This window comes from Flavobacterium chryseum (assembly GCF_004362015.1).
GTDB lineage: Bacteria > Bacteroidota > Bacteroidia > Flavobacteriales > Flavobacteriaceae > Flavobacterium.
Genome location: NZ_SNWW01000013.1, coordinates 62,000 through 82,343, shown reverse-complemented (window position 1 = coordinate 82,343; position 20,344 = coordinate 62,000). Strand labels below are relative to the sequence as shown.

General features: G+C 31.9%; 17 protein-coding genes. 9 read left to right on the top strand and 8 right to left on the bottom strand.

All coding sequences use genetic code 11. The features are described 5' to 3' along the window. Window positions 1-7: 7 nt before the first annotated feature. From EV143_RS19680 to EV143_RS19670, 3 genes are all read right to left on the bottom strand, one after another. Window positions 8-2,497: a DUF5686 and carboxypeptidase regulatory-like domain-containing protein gene (locus EV143_RS19680; protein ID WP_133509635.1), complete on the bottom strand. Its 2,490-nt coding sequence runs from the start codon at window positions 2,495-2,497 to the stop codon at window positions 8-10. A 70-nt stretch (window positions 2,498-2,567) separates the two neighbouring features. Continuing rightward, window positions 2,568-2,981 (bottom strand): type II 3-dehydroquinate dehydratase, encoded by a 414-nt coding sequence (gene aroQ / locus EV143_RS19675; RefSeq protein WP_133509634.1) that lies wholly within the window; start codon window positions 2,979-2,981, stop codon window positions 2,568-2,570. Window positions 2,982-3,112: 131 nt separating this feature from the next. After that, window positions 3,113-3,670: a porin family protein gene (locus tag EV143_RS19670; RefSeq protein ID WP_133509633.1), complete on the bottom strand. Its 558-nt coding sequence runs from the start codon at window positions 3,668-3,670 to the stop codon at window positions 3,113-3,115. 285 nt (window positions 3,671-3,955) lie between these two features. Between EV143_RS19670 and EV143_RS19665 the strand changes: the two genes are divergently transcribed. The 6 genes from EV143_RS19665 to EV143_RS19640 all read left to right on the top strand — a co-directional run bounded on the left by EV143_RS19665 (window position 3,956) and on the right by EV143_RS19640 (window position 9,435). Then, entirely contained in the window at window positions 3,956-4,540 is a 585-nt protein-coding gene (locus EV143_RS19665; RefSeq protein WP_133509632.1) for a porin family protein, read from the top strand. 179 nt (window positions 4,541-4,719) lie between these two features. Beyond that, on the top strand, window positions 4,720-5,298 hold the full coding sequence (locus EV143_RS19660) for a porin family protein (protein WP_133509631.1): 579 nt from the start codon (window positions 4,720-4,722) through the stop codon (window positions 5,296-5,298). Between the two features lie 179 nt (window positions 5,299-5,477). After that, on the top strand, window positions 5,478-6,053 hold the full coding sequence (locus EV143_RS19655; RefSeq protein WP_133509630.1) for a porin family protein: 576 nt from the start codon (window positions 5,478-5,480) through the stop codon (window positions 6,051-6,053). A 102-nt stretch (window positions 6,054-6,155) separates the two neighbouring features. Next, window positions 6,156-6,779, top strand: coding sequence for a porin family protein (locus tag EV143_RS19650; RefSeq protein WP_133509629.1), 624 nt, complete (start codon window positions 6,156-6,158; stop codon window positions 6,777-6,779). Between the two features lie 79 nt (window positions 6,780-6,858). After that, complete coding sequence (gene xerD, locus EV143_RS19645) at window positions 6,859-7,755, top strand: site-specific tyrosine recombinase XerD (protein ID WP_133509653.1); 897 nt, start codon at window positions 6,859-6,861, stop codon at window positions 7,753-7,755. 159 nt (window positions 7,756-7,914) lie between these two features. Continuing rightward, window positions 7,915-9,435, top strand: coding sequence for a PAS domain-containing sensor histidine kinase (locus tag EV143_RS19640; protein ID WP_133509628.1), 1,521 nt, complete (start codon window positions 7,915-7,917; stop codon window positions 9,433-9,435). A 246-nt stretch (window positions 9,436-9,681) separates the two neighbouring features. Here the strand turns inward: EV143_RS19640 and rny are convergent, their stop codons facing one another. From rny to EV143_RS19625, 3 genes are all read right to left on the bottom strand, one after another. Then, on the bottom strand, window positions 9,682-11,244 hold the full coding sequence (gene rny, locus EV143_RS19635) for a ribonuclease Y (protein ID WP_133509627.1): 1,563 nt from the start codon (window positions 11,242-11,244) through the stop codon (window positions 9,682-9,684). A 207-nt stretch (window positions 11,245-11,451) separates the two neighbouring features. Continuing rightward, window positions 11,452-11,745 carry a cell division protein ZapA gene (locus EV143_RS19630; protein WP_012022231.1) on the bottom strand — a complete coding sequence of 98 codons (294 nt, stop codon included), beginning with the start codon at window positions 11,743-11,745 and terminating at the stop codon, window positions 11,452-11,454. 6 nt (window positions 11,746-11,751) lie between these two features. Beyond that, window positions 11,752-12,042 (bottom strand): hypothetical protein, encoded by a 291-nt coding sequence (locus EV143_RS19625; protein ID WP_133509626.1) that lies wholly within the window; start codon window positions 12,040-12,042, stop codon window positions 11,752-11,754. 179 nt (window positions 12,043-12,221) lie between these two features. Between EV143_RS19625 and EV143_RS19620 the strand changes: the two genes are divergently transcribed. The 3 genes from EV143_RS19620 (at window position 12,222) to EV143_RS19610 (ending at window position 17,276) form a co-directional block, all read left to right on the top strand. Beyond that, window positions 12,222-13,916 carry a M23 family metallopeptidase gene (locus EV143_RS19620; protein WP_133509625.1) on the top strand — a complete coding sequence of 565 codons (1,695 nt, stop codon included), beginning with the start codon at window positions 12,222-12,224 and terminating at the stop codon, window positions 13,914-13,916. Between the two features lie 11 nt (window positions 13,917-13,927). Beyond that, a complete protein-coding gene (locus tag EV143_RS19615) occupies window positions 13,928-16,393 on the top strand; it encodes a TonB-dependent receptor (protein WP_133509624.1) in 2,466 nt (821 codons plus the stop codon). 160 nt (window positions 16,394-16,553) lie between these two features. Further along, on the top strand, window positions 16,554-17,276 hold the full coding sequence (locus tag EV143_RS19610) for a CREC-EF hand family protein (RefSeq protein ID WP_133509623.1): 723 nt from the start codon (window positions 16,554-16,556) through the stop codon (window positions 17,274-17,276). Between the two features lie 227 nt (window positions 17,277-17,503). Here the strand turns inward: EV143_RS19610 and EV143_RS19605 are convergent, their stop codons facing one another. Continuing rightward, window positions 17,504-18,205 carry a DUF2971 domain-containing protein gene (locus EV143_RS19605; RefSeq protein WP_133509622.1) on the bottom strand — a complete coding sequence of 234 codons (702 nt, stop codon included), beginning with the start codon at window positions 18,203-18,205 and terminating at the stop codon, window positions 17,504-17,506. Window positions 18,206-18,252: 47 nt separating this feature from the next. Continuing rightward, on the bottom strand, window positions 18,253-20,082 hold the full coding sequence (locus EV143_RS19600; RefSeq protein ID WP_133509621.1) for an ABC transporter ATP-binding protein: 1,830 nt from the start codon (window positions 20,080-20,082) through the stop codon (window positions 18,253-18,255). Window positions 20,083-20,344: the final 262 nt, after the last annotated feature.

Here is a 20,344-nt window from a genome sequence, read left to right as displayed (position 1 = left end):
CTGCACCTTAATCTAACACATTCAAAATCTTCAAGCCAAACACAACACCATTTTGCTGAATTCCGCTTTGATAAGAATGCACATAATCTACTCTAAACAGCTTAAATTTTCCAAAACCTAAATTGTCTAAACCAATCGTAAATTCAGAATACGGTTTTCTATCCGGAATTGCCAGAGCGTGAAAACCAATATTCATTGTAGATTTTAATAAATTCAATAACGGAATTTTATTCATAATAAATCCCATATCGTTGTGTTCTAAATGCATTTCGAAATAACTGTCGTTCGTACTGTTTGCGTAATAAGGCATTAGGTTGAAAACATTCAAATAACGATCGCTTGTGCCAATATGAGTTTCGTTTCCGTTAAAATGTCTGTAATCGATAAACGAAATGTTCTCGGCATTAAAGAACTTTCCAGCTCTGAAATTCATTCCCAGGATTCCTTTATTATCTAATGATAAATCATATTGAATTGAAGCTCCAATTCGCTCAAATTCATATTTTTTTTCGCTGGCAGCAAAGGCTTTTTCAAATGCTAAAAAGATAGTCGGATATTTGTCGTTTTTAAAATTAAATCTTCCGTCTGGTCTTGAAATGTATTTATTTCCAAAATTAATTCGGGCCGTTACAGTGGCTTTAAATAAATGATGCTGATCAAAAGCCAGTGTCTCAAAATCATTTGGCGCTAACGGATTGTTTGATGAATAAAAATCATCTCTTTTAAAGAAAGAATAATCAGTAGTATTAAAAAGCGGTTTTCGCTGTTCATAAGCTACTTTTCCATTCAAATTTACACCATTTGCAACATCTTGGGCATAATCAATTTGAGCAAATTCTAAATTATACAGCTTCATATAATTGTCTTTAAAAAATAAAGAACTGATAGAATTGACAAACTTACTTATGGGTTCAGCGCTATTAAATTGTGCGACTTTTGTTCCTCCCGAAATTCCAATTGCGGCGTAATTTATATTATTGAATTTGTGTTTGAATTCGCCAGTAACACGAAAACGTTCATCTGAAAAACCGTAATTAAAAGTGGTGCTTACAGAAGTACTTTTTCCTTCCTCTTCATTCCATTTTTTAAATGAAAAACCAGAATCAAGATTGAAACCCTGAACGGTATTAAAACTTAATGAAGCTATGTTTAATAAGCCCTTATATTCAAAAGAATGTTTCTTAAAAGTGTTTTTGTATTCATATCCCATTAAGATATCTAAAACTTTAAATTTGTTATTTTTAGCATCAACAGAATCAATGTATTTTTCAGATTTACGAATCGTCTGGAGACTGTCTTTTTTCGTATAATCCGTACTTTCTTCAATGGTTAACGGAATTGGTCTGATTTCATTCCAAAAAGCATCATCTTTTTTATTTGCATTGTCTTCAAAAGCAACAATTTCATTGCCAAAAGTTTTCTTTTCGAAAGAGTCCGGAAATTCATAATTAGAATAAACATAGTTGAATTTTCCTGAAAATTTTACGCCAAAAACTCCGGCGTTAAAAGATAAGGTCTGAGCATTTTTCGACCAGATTTTGTTTTTTAAATTATAATTAAAACTCTGTTTCAAGGTCATCGATTCCGTAAATTCATTTTTCATACGATATCCTTTTATATCTAAATCGATCGCATAAATAGCAAAACTATCATCAACAATATAAATATAACCTTCAAAAACAGGTTCTTTATCGCGTTTTGGCGTTACTTTTATTTTGTTGATTTCCTGATTATTGGCATCAAAAAAAGTTCCTTCGAGTTGGTATTTATAATAATTGAAAGCATTATCAGCAATTGGAGAAATAAGATTTATGCCAAACTCTAAAGTATTATCATAAAAATCATAAGTCGACAAAGTGGCCGTATTATAACTGTAGCCTTTATTATTTCCTGAAATTTTAGAAGCAATAATTTTCTCTTTTAATTTGTTGGGCTTTTCAAAAGTAATTTTCGAAACCGTTTCTGATAAATATAAAATTCCTGTTCCGGTAGAATCCAGATTAGAAGCCATATCATCGCCGATGTCTAGTTTTTGACCGAGGATTTTTTTAGGCAAATCTTTGACTTTAAACATCCCTTTCGAATAAAAATCAGCAGTGTAGCGGGCGGTTTTTTCAGAGTTTTGTTTTTTGTTTGCAATCGCATTTCTGATAATTGCATTTGCCGGATTGTTTTTCGGATCAATTACAACTTCGTTTAAATCAAAACTTTCTTCCAGCATCTTTACATCCAAAATAATAGTTTTTGAATCTGAAGTAACAGCGATTTTTTGAGTTTTAAATCCTAAATATTGAAAAGTAATTTTGTTTTTGCCAATCTCTTTTACGTTCAGTTGGTATTTTCCCTGTTCGTTTGAAGTTGTTCCGGCATATGTGTTTTCCTCAAAAACAGAAACAAATGGCAAAGGAGTACCTTTCTCATCGGTTATAGTTCCTTTGATTTGAGCGAAGGTTGAAATCGAAAAAAATAAAAAGGCAAGTAGTGTATAGTTTTTCATGAAAGCTTTTTCTCTAACAAAAATAAAATAAGTTAAATCTGAGCTTATTAATAATTTGTTAAATAACGTTTTACAAAAAAGATTGAATAGCAAGATTATAGCTCTTTAAACCAAAACCTAAAATTACACCTTTTGCATTTCCTGATAAATACGATTGATGTCTGAAACTTTCACGTGCGTAAGTATTAGAAATATGAACTTCTATAACCGGGGTTGTAACTGCTTTTATAGCATCGCCCAAACCAATTGAAGTATGCGTGTAAGCGCCGGCATTTAAAATAATTCCATCAAAAGTAAAACCGCATTCCTGAATTTTCCCAATTAATTCGCCTTCAATATTACTTTGATAATAAGAAAGTTCGATATCTGGATATTGCTTTTGTAACGTTTCAAAATAATCTTCAAAAGTTTGGCTTCCGTAAACTTCAGGCTCTCTTTTTCCTAAAAGATTCAAATTGGGTCCGTTGATAATGCAGATTTTCATAAATGATTTAAATTTTATTAAAGTAAATTGAATTCGTTTTACATTTTACAGAAAACATTTCACAAGTATGTAAAAATAAAAAAACCGCGCTAATTAATAGAGCGGTTTTTATAAAAGTATGTGATATATTTTTAAAACATAAATCCAGCCGACAATTGTACTGTAGAGTTTTTAACATCTGCAGTTTTTGAAGCTTCTGTTAATCCCAGACCATAACGTCCCTGAACAAAAAAGTTTTTGGTAATTTTAAATCCTAATCCGGCATTAAGTCCAAACTCAAAAGTTTCACCATCTTCTACATCAAAATCATTTTTTTCGCTTACTAAAAAGGAAGCTTGTGGACCAACTTCAAGACTAAATGAATCTGTTAGATAAAATTTAGCCATTACAGGAATTGATATATAACCTAATTCATTTTTAAATTCTTCACCTGCATTTTTGTAAGTTGCTCCTTGTGTAGAATATAAAAGTTCCGGTTGAACAGAAAATCGATCTAATAATTTAATTTCGGCAACTAAACCTGCATGATAACTTGTAATTCCTTCTTTGTCAAAATCTTGTTCCGGAAATGCATCTCCGGTCTGACTTGCGAAGTTTACCCCAGCCTTAACACCTATTTGTAATAATTGTGCCTGAATTGTAGCCGATGTTGCAAGGAACAGTGCAGCTGCTAAAAATATCTTTTTCATAAATTTTTGTTTAAGATTAAAATTGTTTTTATATAAGTAAAACTATATTATTATGATTTTATTGTTTTTATATTATTGATTGAATAATTAATAAAATTCACATTTAGAATTTCTACTGCTTGTTTTTATTATAATTTGTTCTTTTCTTAACAAATTGCAAATTCAAATTAATTTTATTTAACACAATTTTATCTCCTAATTACTACATTATTTGTTAAAAAACAAATTAAATTTTACCAAGTAAAGTTTTATATTTGATTATTAATTTTAACTAAATCAAATAAAATGAAGAAAATAATTTTATCTGCACTAGCAGTAATGGCATTTGGGTTTACTAATGCACAGTCTACAAAATTTGGAGTAAAAGGAGGTTTAAACCTTTCAACTATCACAGGCGGAAATGTTGAAGACAATAAATCTTTAGTGGGTTTTCATGTTGGAGGTTTTGCTGAAATCAAAATTGCTGAGAAATTTGCTATTCAACCAGAACTTTTATATTCTGCACAAGGAAGTAAATTTGAAGGTGGTCCATTTTTTGAAGATTTTGATGTTAAATTAGATTATTTGAACATTCCTGTTTTAGCTAAATACTACATAGTAGAGAAGTTTAGTGTAGAAGCAGGTCCACAACTTGGAGTTTTATTATCTGCTAAATCTGAAGGTGAAGATGTTAAAGATGCTTTCAAATCTGTAGATCTTGGATTTAATGTAGGTGCAGGATTTCACTTTACTGAAAATCTTTCTATTAATCTTCGTTATACTATCGGTTTATCACCAATTTCAGATAATGCTGATATTGAGGATGAAGATGATTATTATGACAGTGCTAAGAATAGTAATTTAGCTTTATCTTTAGCATACAAATTCTAAATTATTTCAACTAGAAAATATAAGCCTTCCAGAAATGGAGGGCTTTTTTTATATAAGAAAGCTAATGGTTCTTAACATAATTTTGGCTCACAATTACTATATTATTTGTTAAAAAACAAATCCTTTTTCACTAGGATATTTTTATATTTGTCAATTAATTTTAACAATAAACAATTAAAATGAAGAAAATTATCTTATGTGCTATTGCAATAATGACATTTGGATTTACTAATGCACAGTCTACTAAACTTGGAGTTAAAGGTGGCCTTAATCTTTCAACTCTGGTTGGAGGAGATGTTGAAAGTGCTAAATCAGTAGTTGGTTTTCATGTGGGAGGTTTTGCAGAAATCAAAATTGTCGAGAAATTTGCAATTCAGCCTGAGATTTTATTTTCAACACAAGGAACTAAAGTTGAAAGTGTTTTTGGAAATGATTTCGATTTAAAATTGAATTATTTGAATATTCCTGTATTAGCAAAATATTATATCGTTGATAAATTCAGCGTAGAAGCTGGTCCTCAACTTGGTGTTTTGTTATCAGCTAAAGCAGATGATAACGATATTAAAGAATTTTCAAAATCAGTAGACTTTGGCTTTAATGTAGGAGCAGCATATCATTTTACAGATAATTTATCAATTAATCTTCGTTATACTATTGGTTTATCTCCTCTTTCTGATGAAGATATCGATGATGCAGATGATTTTTATGACAGTGCTAAAAATAGTAATTTAGCTTTATCATTAGCATACAAATTCTAAGTTTATTGCAACTTAAAATATAAGCCTTCCAGAAATGGAGGGCTTTTTTTGTGTAAGAAAGCGATGGTTCTTAACATAATTTTGGCTCACAATTACCATATTATTTGTTAAAAAACAAATCCTTTTTCACTAAGTATATTTTTATATTTGCCACTTAATTTTAACAATAAACAATTAAAATGAAGAAAATTATCTTATGTGCTATTGCAATAATGGCATTCGGGTTTGCAAATGCTCAAAAAACTAGATTTGGAGTAAAAGGTGGTCTTAATATTGCTACTATTGGTGGTGAAGATCGTGCTAACGCATTAATTGGTTTTCAATTAGGCGGTTTTGCAGAAATCAACGTTTGGAAAAAATTATACATTCAACCAGAGCTTTTATATTCTGCTCAAGGTGGTAAATTTGATGGATATTATGGTGAGCCTGATTATACAGTAAATTTAAATTACATCAATGTTCCTGTATTAGCTAAGTATTATATTACAAAACAATTTACTGTTGAAGCTGGACCACAACTTGGATTTTTAGTTTCTAGTAAAAACACTTATGATGAAAAATCAGTTGATGTTGCTTTTAATTTAGGAGCAGGATATAATTTTACAGATAATTTCTCTGTAGGTATTCGTTATACTATTGGCTTATCTAATGTTTACGATTATGACAACGATTATTATGATGATGAAGATTTTGGATATTATGATAATAGATATACTAATAATGTTCTTGCATTAACGGCAGCATACAAATTCTAATATTAAATTCTAATATTTTTAAAACCCTCCCTAATCAGGAGGGTTTTTTATTAATTGAAAGAAAAAGACTACATTTGATATTCATTAAAAATGGATTAAACAATGAAGAATTTTTTTTTATCAGCAATTGCTGTTATGGTATTTGGGTTTGCTAACGCACAACAAGCAAAATTTGGAATTAAAGCCGGAATAAATTTGTCAAATTGGACTGGCGATACTCATGGAGTAAATATAGGATCAAGATTTGGAGTTAACATGGGTGGTTTTGCTGAAATCAACATAAATGATCGTTTTGCTATTCAACCAGAGATTTTGTATTCAACTCAAGGGGCAAAATTTAAAGATTTTACAACGTATGTAAATGGCTATCAGTTTAAAAATGATATAAATTGGAATCTTTCCTATATTAATATACCTGTAATGTTTAAATATACTGCTGATGGTCAGTCTTTTATTGAAGTTGGACCACAAATTGGTTTTTTAACTTCAGCAAAAATGTCTACTAAACTAACCCAATATAGTAAAACTGTAGATCAAGATGCTAAAGACACGTTTGAATCTATTGATTTTGGACTTGTTCTCGGTGTAGGATATAACATTACTGAGCATTTAGCTACTAATCTTCGTTACGCTATCGGTTTATCAAATATCATTAAAACGGAATCTGGTGATGATGATAAAATTCATAACAGCGTTTTTTCATTAGCATTGGGCTATAAATTTTAGTTTATTGTTTTAAAATAGTGTAAAAAACCTTCTAATCAGGAAGGTTTTTTTATGCCCAAAAATGTTTTACTTTGTAAATATGAAATGGAATACTTATATAAAAGATTATCAATCGTATTTGCGAATCGAAAGAGGATTGTCTAAAAACACAATCGAAAATTATGGTTTCGATATCGAGCGATTATGTCTTTTTTTAGAAACCAATCGAATAGAAGTTTCTCCCTTAAATATAACTGATGAAATAGTACAGCAATTTATTTATGCCGTTTCAAAAGAAGTTAATCCGCGTTCGCAAGCGCGCATTATTTCCGGATTAAAAAGCTTTTTTGGTTATCTGATTTTTGAAGATTACAGAAAAGATAATCCTTTAGAATTAATTGAGTCTCCCAAAACAGGCCGAAAATTGCCCGATACATTATCTGTTCCTGAAATCGATGCGCTTATTGCTGCTATAGATTTAAGTTCTAATGAAGGGGAAAGAAACCGTGCCATGCTCGAAACTTTATACGGTTGCGGATTGAGAGTTTCTGAATTGGTTTCACTCAAAATTTCTGATTTATTTTTTGAAGAAGGTTTTATAAAAATTACCGGAAAAGGAAACAAAGAACGTTTTGTACCCGTTGGAAAACTAACCCAAAAATACATTCAGATTTATCAAAACTCCATTAGGAATACTTTAAATATAAAAAAAGGTCAGGAAGATACTTTGTTTTTAAACAGAAGAGGAAGTCAATTGACTCGTTCTATGATTTTTGCCATTATAAAAAATCTTGCCGTAAAAATTGGTTTGCATAAAAATATTAGTCCGCATACTTTACGACATTCCTTTGCTACACATTTGCTTGAAAATGGTGCTGATTTAAGATCAATTCAGTTAATGCTTGGCCATGAATCAATAACAACAACCGAAATTTATGTACATTTAGACCGAAGCTTTTTAAAAGAAGTCATACATTCCTTTCATCCAAGAAAATAATTTAGCTTTAATTCTACAAGAACTTCATTTGTAAGTCTTAAAAGTAATACCTTGTGTATTATTTATAAATTAATAATGTTGATAAACAATAACTTAAGTCTTTTTCTGTTTTCTGTTTGAAGATTATTTTATAATTCAATTGATATAAAAAAGAAATATATGGTTTTTGATTTACATGAAAATGAAGATTGCCTGCAGGTAAATAATTTTTACAAAAAATTGTTTGCCGAAATGCCGGATTTACTTTTTCAGTTTGTTATCGATTGCAATAATAATTACACATTTCCGCTTGTCAGTAAATCTGCTGATGAGATTTTTGAATTACCCTCAACCACATTTTCGAACGAAAGTATTTTAGTAATTTATAACCGAATTCATCCAAACGACAGAGATTTATTTTTTCAGTCTTTAATTAAGGCGCGTAGGGAGGTAAAGCCCTGGGTGCTGGAGTTTAGAGCTTTTTTACCAAAAAAAGGATTGCGCTGGTTTCAGATTTCTTCTAAAACAGAACTGGCTGATGACGGTTGTGTTAGTTTTTTCGGACATGTTTCTGATATTACTGATCTAAAAGATAAAGAAGCAAGATTACGCATTTCTGAGGAACGTTTTCAGTTTGCACTCGAAGCATCAACTACCGGTATTTGGGATTGGAATATGGTTACCAATAGCGTTTTTTATTCGTCGCTTTCACTTAAAATTTTAGAATTAGAATCTACTGATGTTTTTGATGATCCGGATCGCTGGGATAAACTTGTTCATCCTGATGATCTTCCAAAATATTATTCAGATATTCAGGATCATTTTGATAATAAGATTCCGTATTACGAAAATTACCATCGTGTAATGACATCCAGCGGAAACTACAAATGGATTTTGGATCGGGGAAAAGTTATAGAAAGAGATGAAAAAGGGCAGCCAGTGCGCGTTATAGGAACTCATACTGATATTTCATTTCAAAAAGAAAAAGAGCTTGAGCTTTTAAAAACGATGAAACTTTACAGCGATCAAAATAGCCGATTATTGAATTTTTCGCATATTGTTTCGCACAATTTAAATACACAGGCCGGAAATATAAAATCGATTCTGGATTTTATTGATGCAGATGCAGATCGAACAATGATTAATGAAATGTTGCTTCATCTAAGAACCGTTTCTAATGATTTGAATGAAACTATTTCTAATTTAACACAAATCGTAAAAACCCAAAGTAATATCAATATTGCTGTTGAGCCTTTAAAACTGAATGAATATATCGAAAAAACAATTTCAACGATTAAAGGATATGATAAGCAAACCAACGTTTCGATTGTAAATAATGTTCCCGAATATTTAAAAATCAATTTTAATCCGGCTTATTTAGAAAGTGTGTTGTTGAATTTTGCTACAAATGCCATAAAGTACCGTCATCCGGATCGCGACCCAATAATAATTTTCGATTTTGCAATTGAACCTGAAGGTTATAAATCACTAAAAATTACTGATAATGGTTTAGGAATTGATCTGGCAATTTACGGCGATTTATTATTCGGAATGTATAAAACGTTTCACAAACACGAAGAAGCCAGAGGAATTGGTTTATACATCACCAGAAATCAAATTGAAGCTATGAAAGGGAGCGTTTCTGTAGAAAGTGAAGTTGGAGTAGGAACGAGCTTTAAAATCGTATTTAACGATATGTAAATCAAATTTTTTATTTAAACACATAGAAACATAGATTTCAAAGTTTCAAAAAATATGAAAAGGCGTTTCACTTGCATTAATAAACATAGCTATGTGAAAAAACTTGTTTGCTAAAACTGCCTTTTTCACTGGTATAATATCCCTATGTTTCTATTTGTTTATAAAAATATACGCAACGTTAGATGAGGGCAAAACAAAAAGGCTATCCGTTAAGATAGCCTTTTTGTTTTGTATATAAAGTTGAGATTACTTAGCAATATTTACTGCTCTGGTTTCTCTAATTACTGTTACTTTAACCTGACCCGGATAAGTCATTTCTGTCTGAATTTTTTGTGAAATCTCGAAAGATAAATTCGCTGCATTATCATCAGAAACTTTTTCGCTTTCTACAATTACACGAAGTTCTCTACCAGCCTGAATTGCGTATGCATTTTTTACACCGCTAAATCCGTAAGCCACTTCTTCAAGATCTTTCAAACGTTGAATGTATGAATCTAAAACCTGACGCCTTGCGCCTGGTCTCGCACCTGAAATAGCATCACAAACCTGAACGATTGGAGATAATAATGATTTCATTTCGATCTCGTCGTGGTGAGCTCCAATAGCGTTACAAACTTCTTCTTTTTCACCGTATTTCTCCGCCCATTGCATACCTAATAGTGCGTGAGGTAAATCGCTTTCAGTATCCGGCACTTTACCAATATCGTGAAGTAAACCGGCTCTTTTTGCCAATTTCACATTCAAGCCTAATTCAGCTGCCATGATACCACAAAGTTTAGAAACTTCTCTTGAGTGTTGCAATAAGTTTTGTCCGTAAGAAGAACGGTATTTCATTCTACCTACGACTTTTATCAATTCAGGGTGTAAACCGTGAATACCTAAATCGATAACCGTACGTTTACCAACTTCAATAATTTCGTCATCAATTTGTTTTGCTGTTTTAGCAACAACTTCTTCAATTCTAGCTGGGTGAATACGTCCGTCAGTTACTAATTTGTGCAATGACAAACGCGCAATTTCTCTACGAACAGGGTCAAAACAAGAAAGGATAATCGCTTCCGGTGTATCATCAACAATGATTTCAACTCCCGTTGCAGCTTCAAGCGCTCTAATGTTACGGCCTTCACGACCAATAATTCTACCTTTTACGTCATCAGATTCAATGTTGAAAACAGAAACGCAATTTTCAACCGCTTCTTCAGTTCCAACTCTTTGAATTGTGTTAATGATAATTTTCTTCGCTTCTTGCTGTGCAGTAAGTTTTGCCTCTTCAATAGTTTCCTGAATATGAGACATAGCTTTGCTTTTAGCTTCAGCTTTTAAACCTTCTACCAATTGTTCTTTTGCTTCCTCAGCAGAAAGTCCTGAAATTACTTCAAGTTGCTGTAATTGACTTTTATGCAGTTTGTCAACTTCAGATTGTTTTTTGTCTAAAACTTCAATTTTAGTTTGGTATTCTAATGTTTTAGCTTCGAAATCGTCGTTTACTTTTTTAGCTTTCGATAACTCATTAGAAATTTGCGATTCTTTATCGCGAACTCTTTTTTCTACTTCTGCTACTTTTTTATCTCGTGCTAAAATAACTTGTTCGTGCTCTGATTTTAATTCAATAAAACGTTCTTTAGCCTGAAGAATTTTATCTTTTTTGATATTTTCGGCCTCTAAATTAGCGTCTTTTAAAATGGATGAGGCTTCTTTTTTGGCGTTTTTGATTAAGTTTGAAATATTGCTTTTTTCGATAATTTTAGCTATTCCAAAACCTGCTGCAATACCTATAATTCCTGAAATAATGATCGTTATAATGTCCATGTTTGTTAAAATTTATATATAAAAAAGCCTACATTAATTGCTTGTATAAACTCGTAAAGACAAGTTTTGAGCTAACTCGCTGTTCAAGTTTCCAAGCCGAAGCATGGCATACTATAGTAGCGAAGATTCACTCACTTTAATTTGTTAGTGTTGAGTTTACCAATTGTGAACTAATGTAGGCAGTATCTTAGTTTCTGTAAAGAACGTTTAATTTTCGAGATATTGATCTAAAAGCGAATTTAATCTTTTAATTCGTTCGATGGTTTCTTCGCCATCAATTGCGTTATCAATTTGTTTCTGTTCTACTTGTGAAGCAAACTGCAGGGCGCACATGGCCAATACATCTTGCTTGTCGCGAACCGCATAACTTTCTTCGAATTGCTTGATCATAGCATCAATTTTTTTAGAAGCACTTCTAAGTCCTTCTTCCTGAGCTGGTTCAACCGTTAAAGGGTAAACTCTGTCTGCAATTGATATTTTAATTCTAAGCTTTCCGTCCATGTTTTACTAGTCTGATAGTTGTGCTATACAGTAATCAATTTCGCGAATTAATGAATTTATTTTAAGCTTTGTCTCTCTCTTATTATTGTCGCTGCCGAGCAACGAATTGGCTATTTTAAGTGTGTCATATTGCTTCTTCAAAGCCTCAATTTCTTCAGATTGTTTCTGGATGATTTGCGCAGCTTTGGCTAGTTGTAATCTTAATTCCTGATTGTTATTCTCCAGTCCTTTTGATTTCTCAAAAAGCTTTTCGACTTTATATTCAAGAGTATCAATTATTTCGGCAATTACACTCATTATAAATCCTATTCATTACTTAATCATACAAAGTTAGTATTCCTTTTTATTAATGCAATTTTTTATCGATTTTTTTACATTAAAAATAACCAAATAAATGAAATTCAGTGAATTGTATTTTTGTAGCTTTTTACTCGTTTTTACCCTCATATTTTTTTATCTTAGCAAAAATGTTGCTTATGAGAATTTCTGTACTTACCTTATTTTTTTGTCATTTTATATTTGCTCAAACTCAGTATCCTAAAGATTATTTTAGTCCGCCGCTGGATATTCCAATGCAGCTTTCGGGCAATTTTGGCGAACTGCGACCGAACCATTTTCACGCCGGTTTCGATTTAAAAACAAATCAAAGAGAAGGTTTAAATGTATATGCAATTGCTGACGGATATGTTTCAAGAATCAAAATTTCAACCTTTGGAAACGGTAAATGCATTTACATAACACATCCAAATGGATATACTTCTGTATACGGACATTTGCAAACACCACTTGGAATTATTCAGGAATATGTTCAGAAAGCACATTATAAAGAAAAGGCTTTTGAAATAGAAATGTTTTTAAAACCTGATGAATTACCGGTTACAAAAGGACAATTAATTGCGCTTTCTGGAAATACAGGATCTTCAGAAGGGCCACACTTGCATTTTGAAATTCGCGATTCTAAAACAGAATTTGTTATAAACCCAATGTTTTTCGGATTTGATAAAAATATAAAAGACACTAAAAAGCCAACGATTTCAAGTATTTTTGTTTATCCGTTAGGGAATACAACCGTAAATCAGTCAAAATTGCCCTTGTTATTAAATTTGTCACTTCAAAAAGACGGAACTTATCTGGCAAGTAAGGTAAAAGCAAACGGTAAAATTGGTTTCGGAATCAATGCCGTAGATTTCGATGATGTTTCAGGAAATAGAAATGGCGTTTTTAATGTTTCAACTTTTTTCAACGGAAATCAAAATTACAACTACCAGTTTAATACGTATTCATTTGATGAAATGCGCTATATCAACGCTTTTATCGATTATCCGCGATATAAAAAAAACAGTCAGCGTATTCAAAAGTTATTTATGAAAACGCCTTATAATTTGAGTATTATAAAAACAGATTCGCTTCGAGGCATTATTCCGGTTGAACCGAATTTAGCTTCAAGTTACAGAATTGAAGTTTCTGATTATTTTGGAAATCTAAATTCCGTAACCGTTCCTATAGAATATGATATAGAAACACCAATTGTTAACGAAGAACCTAATACGTCAAAATATTTTATTCACGCCAATAAAGATTCAAATTTCGAAAAAGATAATATGTCGGTATTTTTCCCAGCCAGAACTTTTTATGATGATTTTGATATGAATTTTGATGTAAAAAACAATCGGATTTATATTCACGAAGATGTTATTCCCGTACATTCAAATTTTACCATTACAATAAAAGACAGCACTTATACGGAAGCAGAAAGAGATAAACTTTTTATTGCAAGAATTAGCGGAAACAGTAAAAGTTATTACGGAACAATTAGAAATAAAGATGTGTTTACGGCTAAATCAAAAATGTTGGGGCAATACGGTTTGGTATTGGATACTGTTGCGCCTGTTATAAAAATTGCAAAGCCAATAGAGGGTAAATGGATTAGCGATGTAAAAGCAATTCAGTTTACAATTGGCGATAGTTTGTCCGGAATAAAATCGTACAACGGTTATTTAAACGGAAATTGGATTTTATTTGAATACGATAATAAGACCAGAAAAATAACACACAAATTTGAAGATGCATTAGTAGCAGAAGGTCCAAATGATTTAAAAATTGAAGTAGTTGACAATGTAGGAAATTCTGCTATCTTTGAAACTCACTTTTTTAGAAGTCAACAAAAATAAAACCAAAACGTTTGAATCATAGTAAGTTAATATTCGTTTTCCTTTTTTTGTGCATTGGTTATGTTTCATTTGCTCAAAATGCTCATGTTAAAGGAATTATTTTAGATAATGAAAATCGCCCGGTTGCTGATGTCAATATTTCAGCTTCAGGAAATATTTCGCAAACTGATTCTAATGGTTTTTTTGAAATCGAAATTCCATCCAACAAAAAAGTCTCTTTGATTTTTACCCATATTTCATTAAAAATGATGAGCCTTACGGTGCATTTAAAACCCAATGAAGTTTTTGTTTTTAATCCGAAAATGAGTAATTCGGCAGAACAAATGGGAGAAGTTTTTGTTTCTTCTAATAATAAAAAACGCGTTCAGGGCATTACCGTTATCGATACAGAAACGATAAAGAAAATTCCCGGAGCAAATGCCGGAATAGAAAATATTCTAAAAACATTACCCGGCGTAAATTCAAATAATGAACTAAGTACGCAATATGCAGTTCGTGGTGGAAATTATGACGAAAATTTAGTTTACGTAAATGAAATCGAAGTTTATCGTCCGTTTTTAATTCGTTCCGGACAGCAAGAAGGTTTAAGTTTTACCAATACAGATCTGGTACAAAATGTAGATTTTTCGGCTGGAGGATTTCAGGCAAAATTTGGAGATAAATTATCGTCTGTTTTAGATATTACGTATAGAAAACCAACTCAGTTTGCAGCCGCTCTTGAAGCCAGTTTACTAGGCGGAAGTATTGCAGTTGATGCTGTTTCTAAAGATAAAAAATGGTCTGCCGTAACCGGAGTTCGATACCGAAACAATAGTTTGCTTGTAAATAGCCAAGATACACAAACCAATTATACGCCAACTTTTGTAGATGTTCAAACCAATATAAATTATGATATTTCTGAAAAGTGGCAAATGAGCTTTTTAGGAAATATTTCGCAGAATAAATATTTGTATCAGCCTCTAACCAGAGAAACAAAATTCGGGACAATCGATCAGCCAATGGCACTTGCGGTTTATTATGAAGGACAGGAAAAAGACCAATACGATACTTATTTTGGCGCTTTGAAAACAACGTATAAAGCTTCGCCATCCTTAACTTTTAAACTAATTGGTTCCTTATTTCATACAAAAGAGAAAGAACATTTCGATATTCTCGCTCAATATCGTTTAGGAAATGTAAACGCTGAAGGAGAAACCGATATCGACAATGTTGATTTTACAACGGGAATTGGCTCTCAGCTTAATCATGCCCGAAACGACCTTGATGCCTTAATTGCAAATGTAGAAATTAAAGGTTTTAAAGAATGGAGAGACAGTCAGTTAGAATTTGGTTTGAAATACACCAGAGAATCCATTCGAGATCGAGTGGTAGAGTGGGAAATGATCGATTCGGCAGGATTCTCAATTAATCCGCCAATTGTTGTTTTGCCTCAGAATAATCAGCCATACGAAACTTATACAGGACCATTATTGCCTTATCAGGATGTTCGTGCAACTAATTTCAATACCATAAACAGATTTTCAGGTTACACACAATGGAACCAGAAAACAGAAATTGGTTCAAGCCAGGTTTGGTATAATATCGGTGCCCGTTTTCAGAGCTGGAGTGTTTCCGGAGCTGCAATCGAAGGAAAAAATCAAATTGTTTTTAGTCCGCGTGCGCAATTCGCCTTAAAACCGGATTGGGATATGGATATGGTTTTCAGACTTTCCGGAGGATTGTATCATCAGCCGCCTTTTTATAGAGAACTTCGTGATTTAAATGGTGTTGTAAACCCAGATGTAAAAGCGCAGGAATCTGTTCATGTGGTTTTGAGCAATGATTATAATTTTAAAATGTGGAACCGTCCTTTTAAATGGGTTACCGAAATTTATTATAAATCGCTTTCAGATGTAAATGTATATTCGATCGATAATGTCCGAATTCGTTACATTGCCAATAACAATGCAAAAGCTTACGCTCAAGGTTTAGATTTTAGGTTAAACGGAGAATTTGTACCAGGAACGGAATCATGGATTAGTTTTGGATATTTGAAAACCGAAGAAAACTATGAAAACAAAGGCTATATCGCCAGACCAACAGATCAACGTTTGAAATTTGCAATGTTGTTTCAGGATTATATGCCAAACATTCCGAGTGTAAAATTGTATTTGAATTTAGTTTATAATACAGGTTTGCCGGGCGGTGCGCCATCTTATTCTGATCCGTATTTGTATCAAAACCGATTAAACGATTACAGAAGAGCTGACGTAGGTTTTGCAAAGGTTTTTGTGGACAACAGTACAAGAAATAATAAAACAGGCTGGATAAAAAACTTTGAAGAATTGTCTTTAGGCGTTGAGATTTTTAATATTTTCAATAATCAAAATGCGATAACCAATACATGGGTGCGTGATGTATATTCTAAAAATCAATACGCAATTCCTAATTATATGACTTCGAGAGTTTTTAATATAAAGCTGAATGCGAGGTTGTAAATAATTATCGTAAAGCTTTAAATTCAACATCGGCAATAAGAAAATAACATTTTGCGTTTGAAAAATAAGTCAACTTATTTTTGGTTGTTGGTAAAATTCAATAAAAACAGATAATACAATCAAAAATACTATATTTGATATTCTAATATAATTTCCAGACATGAAAAATTCCTTAAAATATATAGCCTTAGTAATCATCGGAACATTAGTGAGTTGTAAAGATGAAGTTCAGAAGCCGAAAGTAAGTTATGATGCTTCAAGTAAAGCAAATGTTGTTGGAAAAACAGATTCAACGCAAATTGAAGTGGCTGATTTGCCAATTCAGATGGAAGGAACGGATTATTTAATTCATCCTGTCGGAGATTTGAGAGTTTATGAAAGAGGTACAAAATCGCGTTACGGATCTTCGAGTGTGAGCGATTTAAGTTTTACGATTTCAAATTTAGGCGAATATGAAATTACCGGTTATTTACAAAACCTGAAATTCCAAAAAGTAGATTCAGATTCTATTCATTCTTTAACAGATAAACCAGCTTTAATTTTAACGGCAACTTATTTAAAACCGGTTGCAGATAAAACGCACAATCAAATAATGGTTTATACATTAGCTGACACTGACACTAACAAAGATGGTAAAATAGATAGCGGAGATATTAAAACTTTATATTTAAGTGATATTAGTGGAGCTAATTTTACTAAAATTTCAGAAGATCTCCAGGAATTGGTTGATTGGAGTTTAATAGAATCTAATAGTCGTTTGTATTTTAGAACGATTGAAGACACGAATCAAAATGGTCAGTTCGATAAAAATGACGTTTTACATTATAACTATATAGATTTAGCTTCTAAAAAATGGGAAGTTAAAGGTTATAAGCCGATATAATTTTTGATTTTAGATTGCTGATTTTAGATTTATGTTGTGTCATTTCGAGGAACGAGAAATCACATAACGTATTCGCGTTTCGTTGCTCTCTGGATGTGATTTCTCGTTCCTCGAAATGACACAAAATGAAATTGTAAAGAAAAAAAGAGCCGCCAGGCTCGATAATTTTGTAGAGCTGGACTTTTTAGTCCAGTTTAGATTGGAATTCGTTAATCAGGCAAAAAAACCTAAATCAAAATATCACTCTCCAAATCAGATTTCTCGATTTCAAAACCAAAACCAAGACGTTCTACCAATTGAATTACCAGTTTTTTATACCAGTTTTCAGATTTGGGATGAATGTAGATTTTCTCAATTAACTGATTAATATCAACATTGATTTTTAATCCGTCATTCAGTTTTATAGTGCTTTTTGAAGTGTCGGTTATAATGCGGACTTCGCGCTCGTATTGAAAACTTTTTCGCTTAAATAAAAAGGAAAAAAACAAATCCTCAAACGGAATATATTCTTTTTTATAATCGATGTAATTTACTTCGCCAATATACTGATCAAAGTTGTTCTCTGGATTCAGTGCTTTTTGCAATCTCCCGATTGTAGATTGAATCGCTAAACCTTCGCTGTTTTGCGTAAATATCTGCCACATGGCAAACGATTCGTATTCGTTAATATGCCAACTGCTTATGGCTACTTTTTCGCGATGTGTTTTGTAATAATTTAAAAAGTCAGGATTGTCAACGGCGAGTTTTTTAATCTCTTCAAATGTAGGTTCGCTAAAAGTTCCCTCGTACTGATCTTCGAATTTATCAGAACGGGACATGAACAATTTCTTAGAAAGCAACAAATCAAGAAATTTAGATAAGTCAAGATATTTCCAAACAATAGTGTCCGGATCATCAGGCAATTTTATGTTCGGATTGTTGAGATACATTTTGTTTAAGTGTCAAAGGTTCAAATAGGCAAAGGCTAAAACTTTATTTATGATTCGAAAGATTGCATAGTTACAAGTTTGTTGTAAGTTCCGCTGTGTGCAATTAATTCGTCGTGAGTTCCTTGTTCTACAATTCTTCCTTTTTGCATGACAACAATCAAATCTGCTTTTTGAATTGTCGAAAGACGGTGCGCAATTACAATAGATGTTCTGTTTTGCATCATATTTTCTAAAGCAACCTGAACAAATTTTTCGCTTTCGGTATCCAGTGCAGATGTAGCTTCATCTAAAATCATAATTGGAGGATTTTTCAATACGGCACGCGCAATCGATAAACGTTGTTTTTGGCCGCCCGAAAGTTTATTTCCGCTATCACCAATATTAGTGTAGATTCCTAAAGGTAATTCACTAACAAATTCATAAGCGTTGGCAATTTTCAAAGCTTCAATAATTTCGTCATCTGTAGCGTCCAGTTTTCCTAATGAAATATTTGCCTTTATAGTATCATTAAACAAAATACTATCCTGCGTTACTAATCCCATTAAACCGCGAAGCGACTGTAGATTTAAGTCTTTTATGTTGATGCCATCAATAGAAATAGATCCGTCGGTTACATCATAAAAACGGGTTAATAAATTGGCAATCGTACTTTTTCCACTTCCGGATTGTCCCACAAGAGCAACCGTTTGTCCTTTTTTAACCTGAAGAGAAAAATCTTTTAAAACGTTTTCATCCTGATATTTAAAATTGATATTCTGAATGTTGATACTGTTATCAAAAGTTGTTTTTTCGATAGCGTCAACTTTACTGGTAATTGGATTGTCCTGATCTAAAATTTCCAAAACACGTTCTGCTGCAGCATTTCCTCTTTTTACTCCGTAAGAAGCTTTAGAAATCGCTTTTGCAGGGGTCAGAATATTATAAGCCAATCCCATATAGGCAATAAATGCAGCGCCGTCTAATGTTTTTTCAATCAAAACCATCTGACCTCCGTACCAAAGTAATATGGCAATTACTGTAATTCCCATAAATTCACTCGCCGGCGAAGCCAGGTTCTGACGATTCCCGATACTATTTGATAAGTTGAAAAAACGTTCGGTTGAATTTCTAAAAACAGTATTGAAGTAATTTTCAGAGTTATATCCTTTTACTACTTTCAATCCACCAATCGATTCTTCGATAGTTGATAAAAAAGTACCTTGTTCCTGTTGTGCTTTTGTTGATTGCTTTTTAAGTTGTTTTCCGATTAATGAAATTATATAACCTGAAACCGGAATAAATATAAAAACAAACAAAGTTAATTTTGCGCTAATAATTAACATTGCAATTATAGTAAAAACGATAGTTAGAGGCTCTTTTACAATAAGTTCTAAAATTGCCAAAAATGAAGTCTGAACCTCATTTACATCACCAGCAATTCTCGAAATAACATCTCCTTTTCGTTTTTCAGAATAAAAAGATAATGGTAATTCTAATGTTTTTTTATACATCGCATTACGCATATCTCTTAAAACGCCATTTCGTAAAAAAGTAATAAAAAACATAGCTGCATAATCGGCGAGGTTTTTTAGTAAGAATATCGAAATGATTATGGCAACCATTACTGAAAGTACAAAACCGGGATTGTGAGAATCTGTATTTGTTGTAATATAATAACTTAAATAGTTTTCTCCATATTCTTTAATATGGCTAATTCCTTCATAAGTTGGCATTACAGTATTCTTTTTAGTTTTGTCAAATAAAACCTGAATCATAGGAATTAATGCCATAAACGAAAGTGTACTGAAAAGCGCATACAGGACATTAAAGAAAATGTTTAATAAAGCATATTTTTTATATGGAAGTATAAAAGGGAATATTTTTTTGAAATTATTCATTTATTGTAGATGTTATTTTTTCTTTTGCAATTGTATTTTTCCAGTACTATTTTTTTTAGATAATTGATTAAATGCGCTATGCTTGATTTGTTAATCATTGACAGCATGGATAACTAATTATTCTGGTGATTTTTCACTGGACAAAATTAATCCAATTGAATTATTTTCGTCTTCTTTTAGCTTATTTTTATAAAAAAAAACTCTTATTTACATTGTTTCCAATATAAATAAGAGTTCAAATATAATATAAATTCAATTTTGA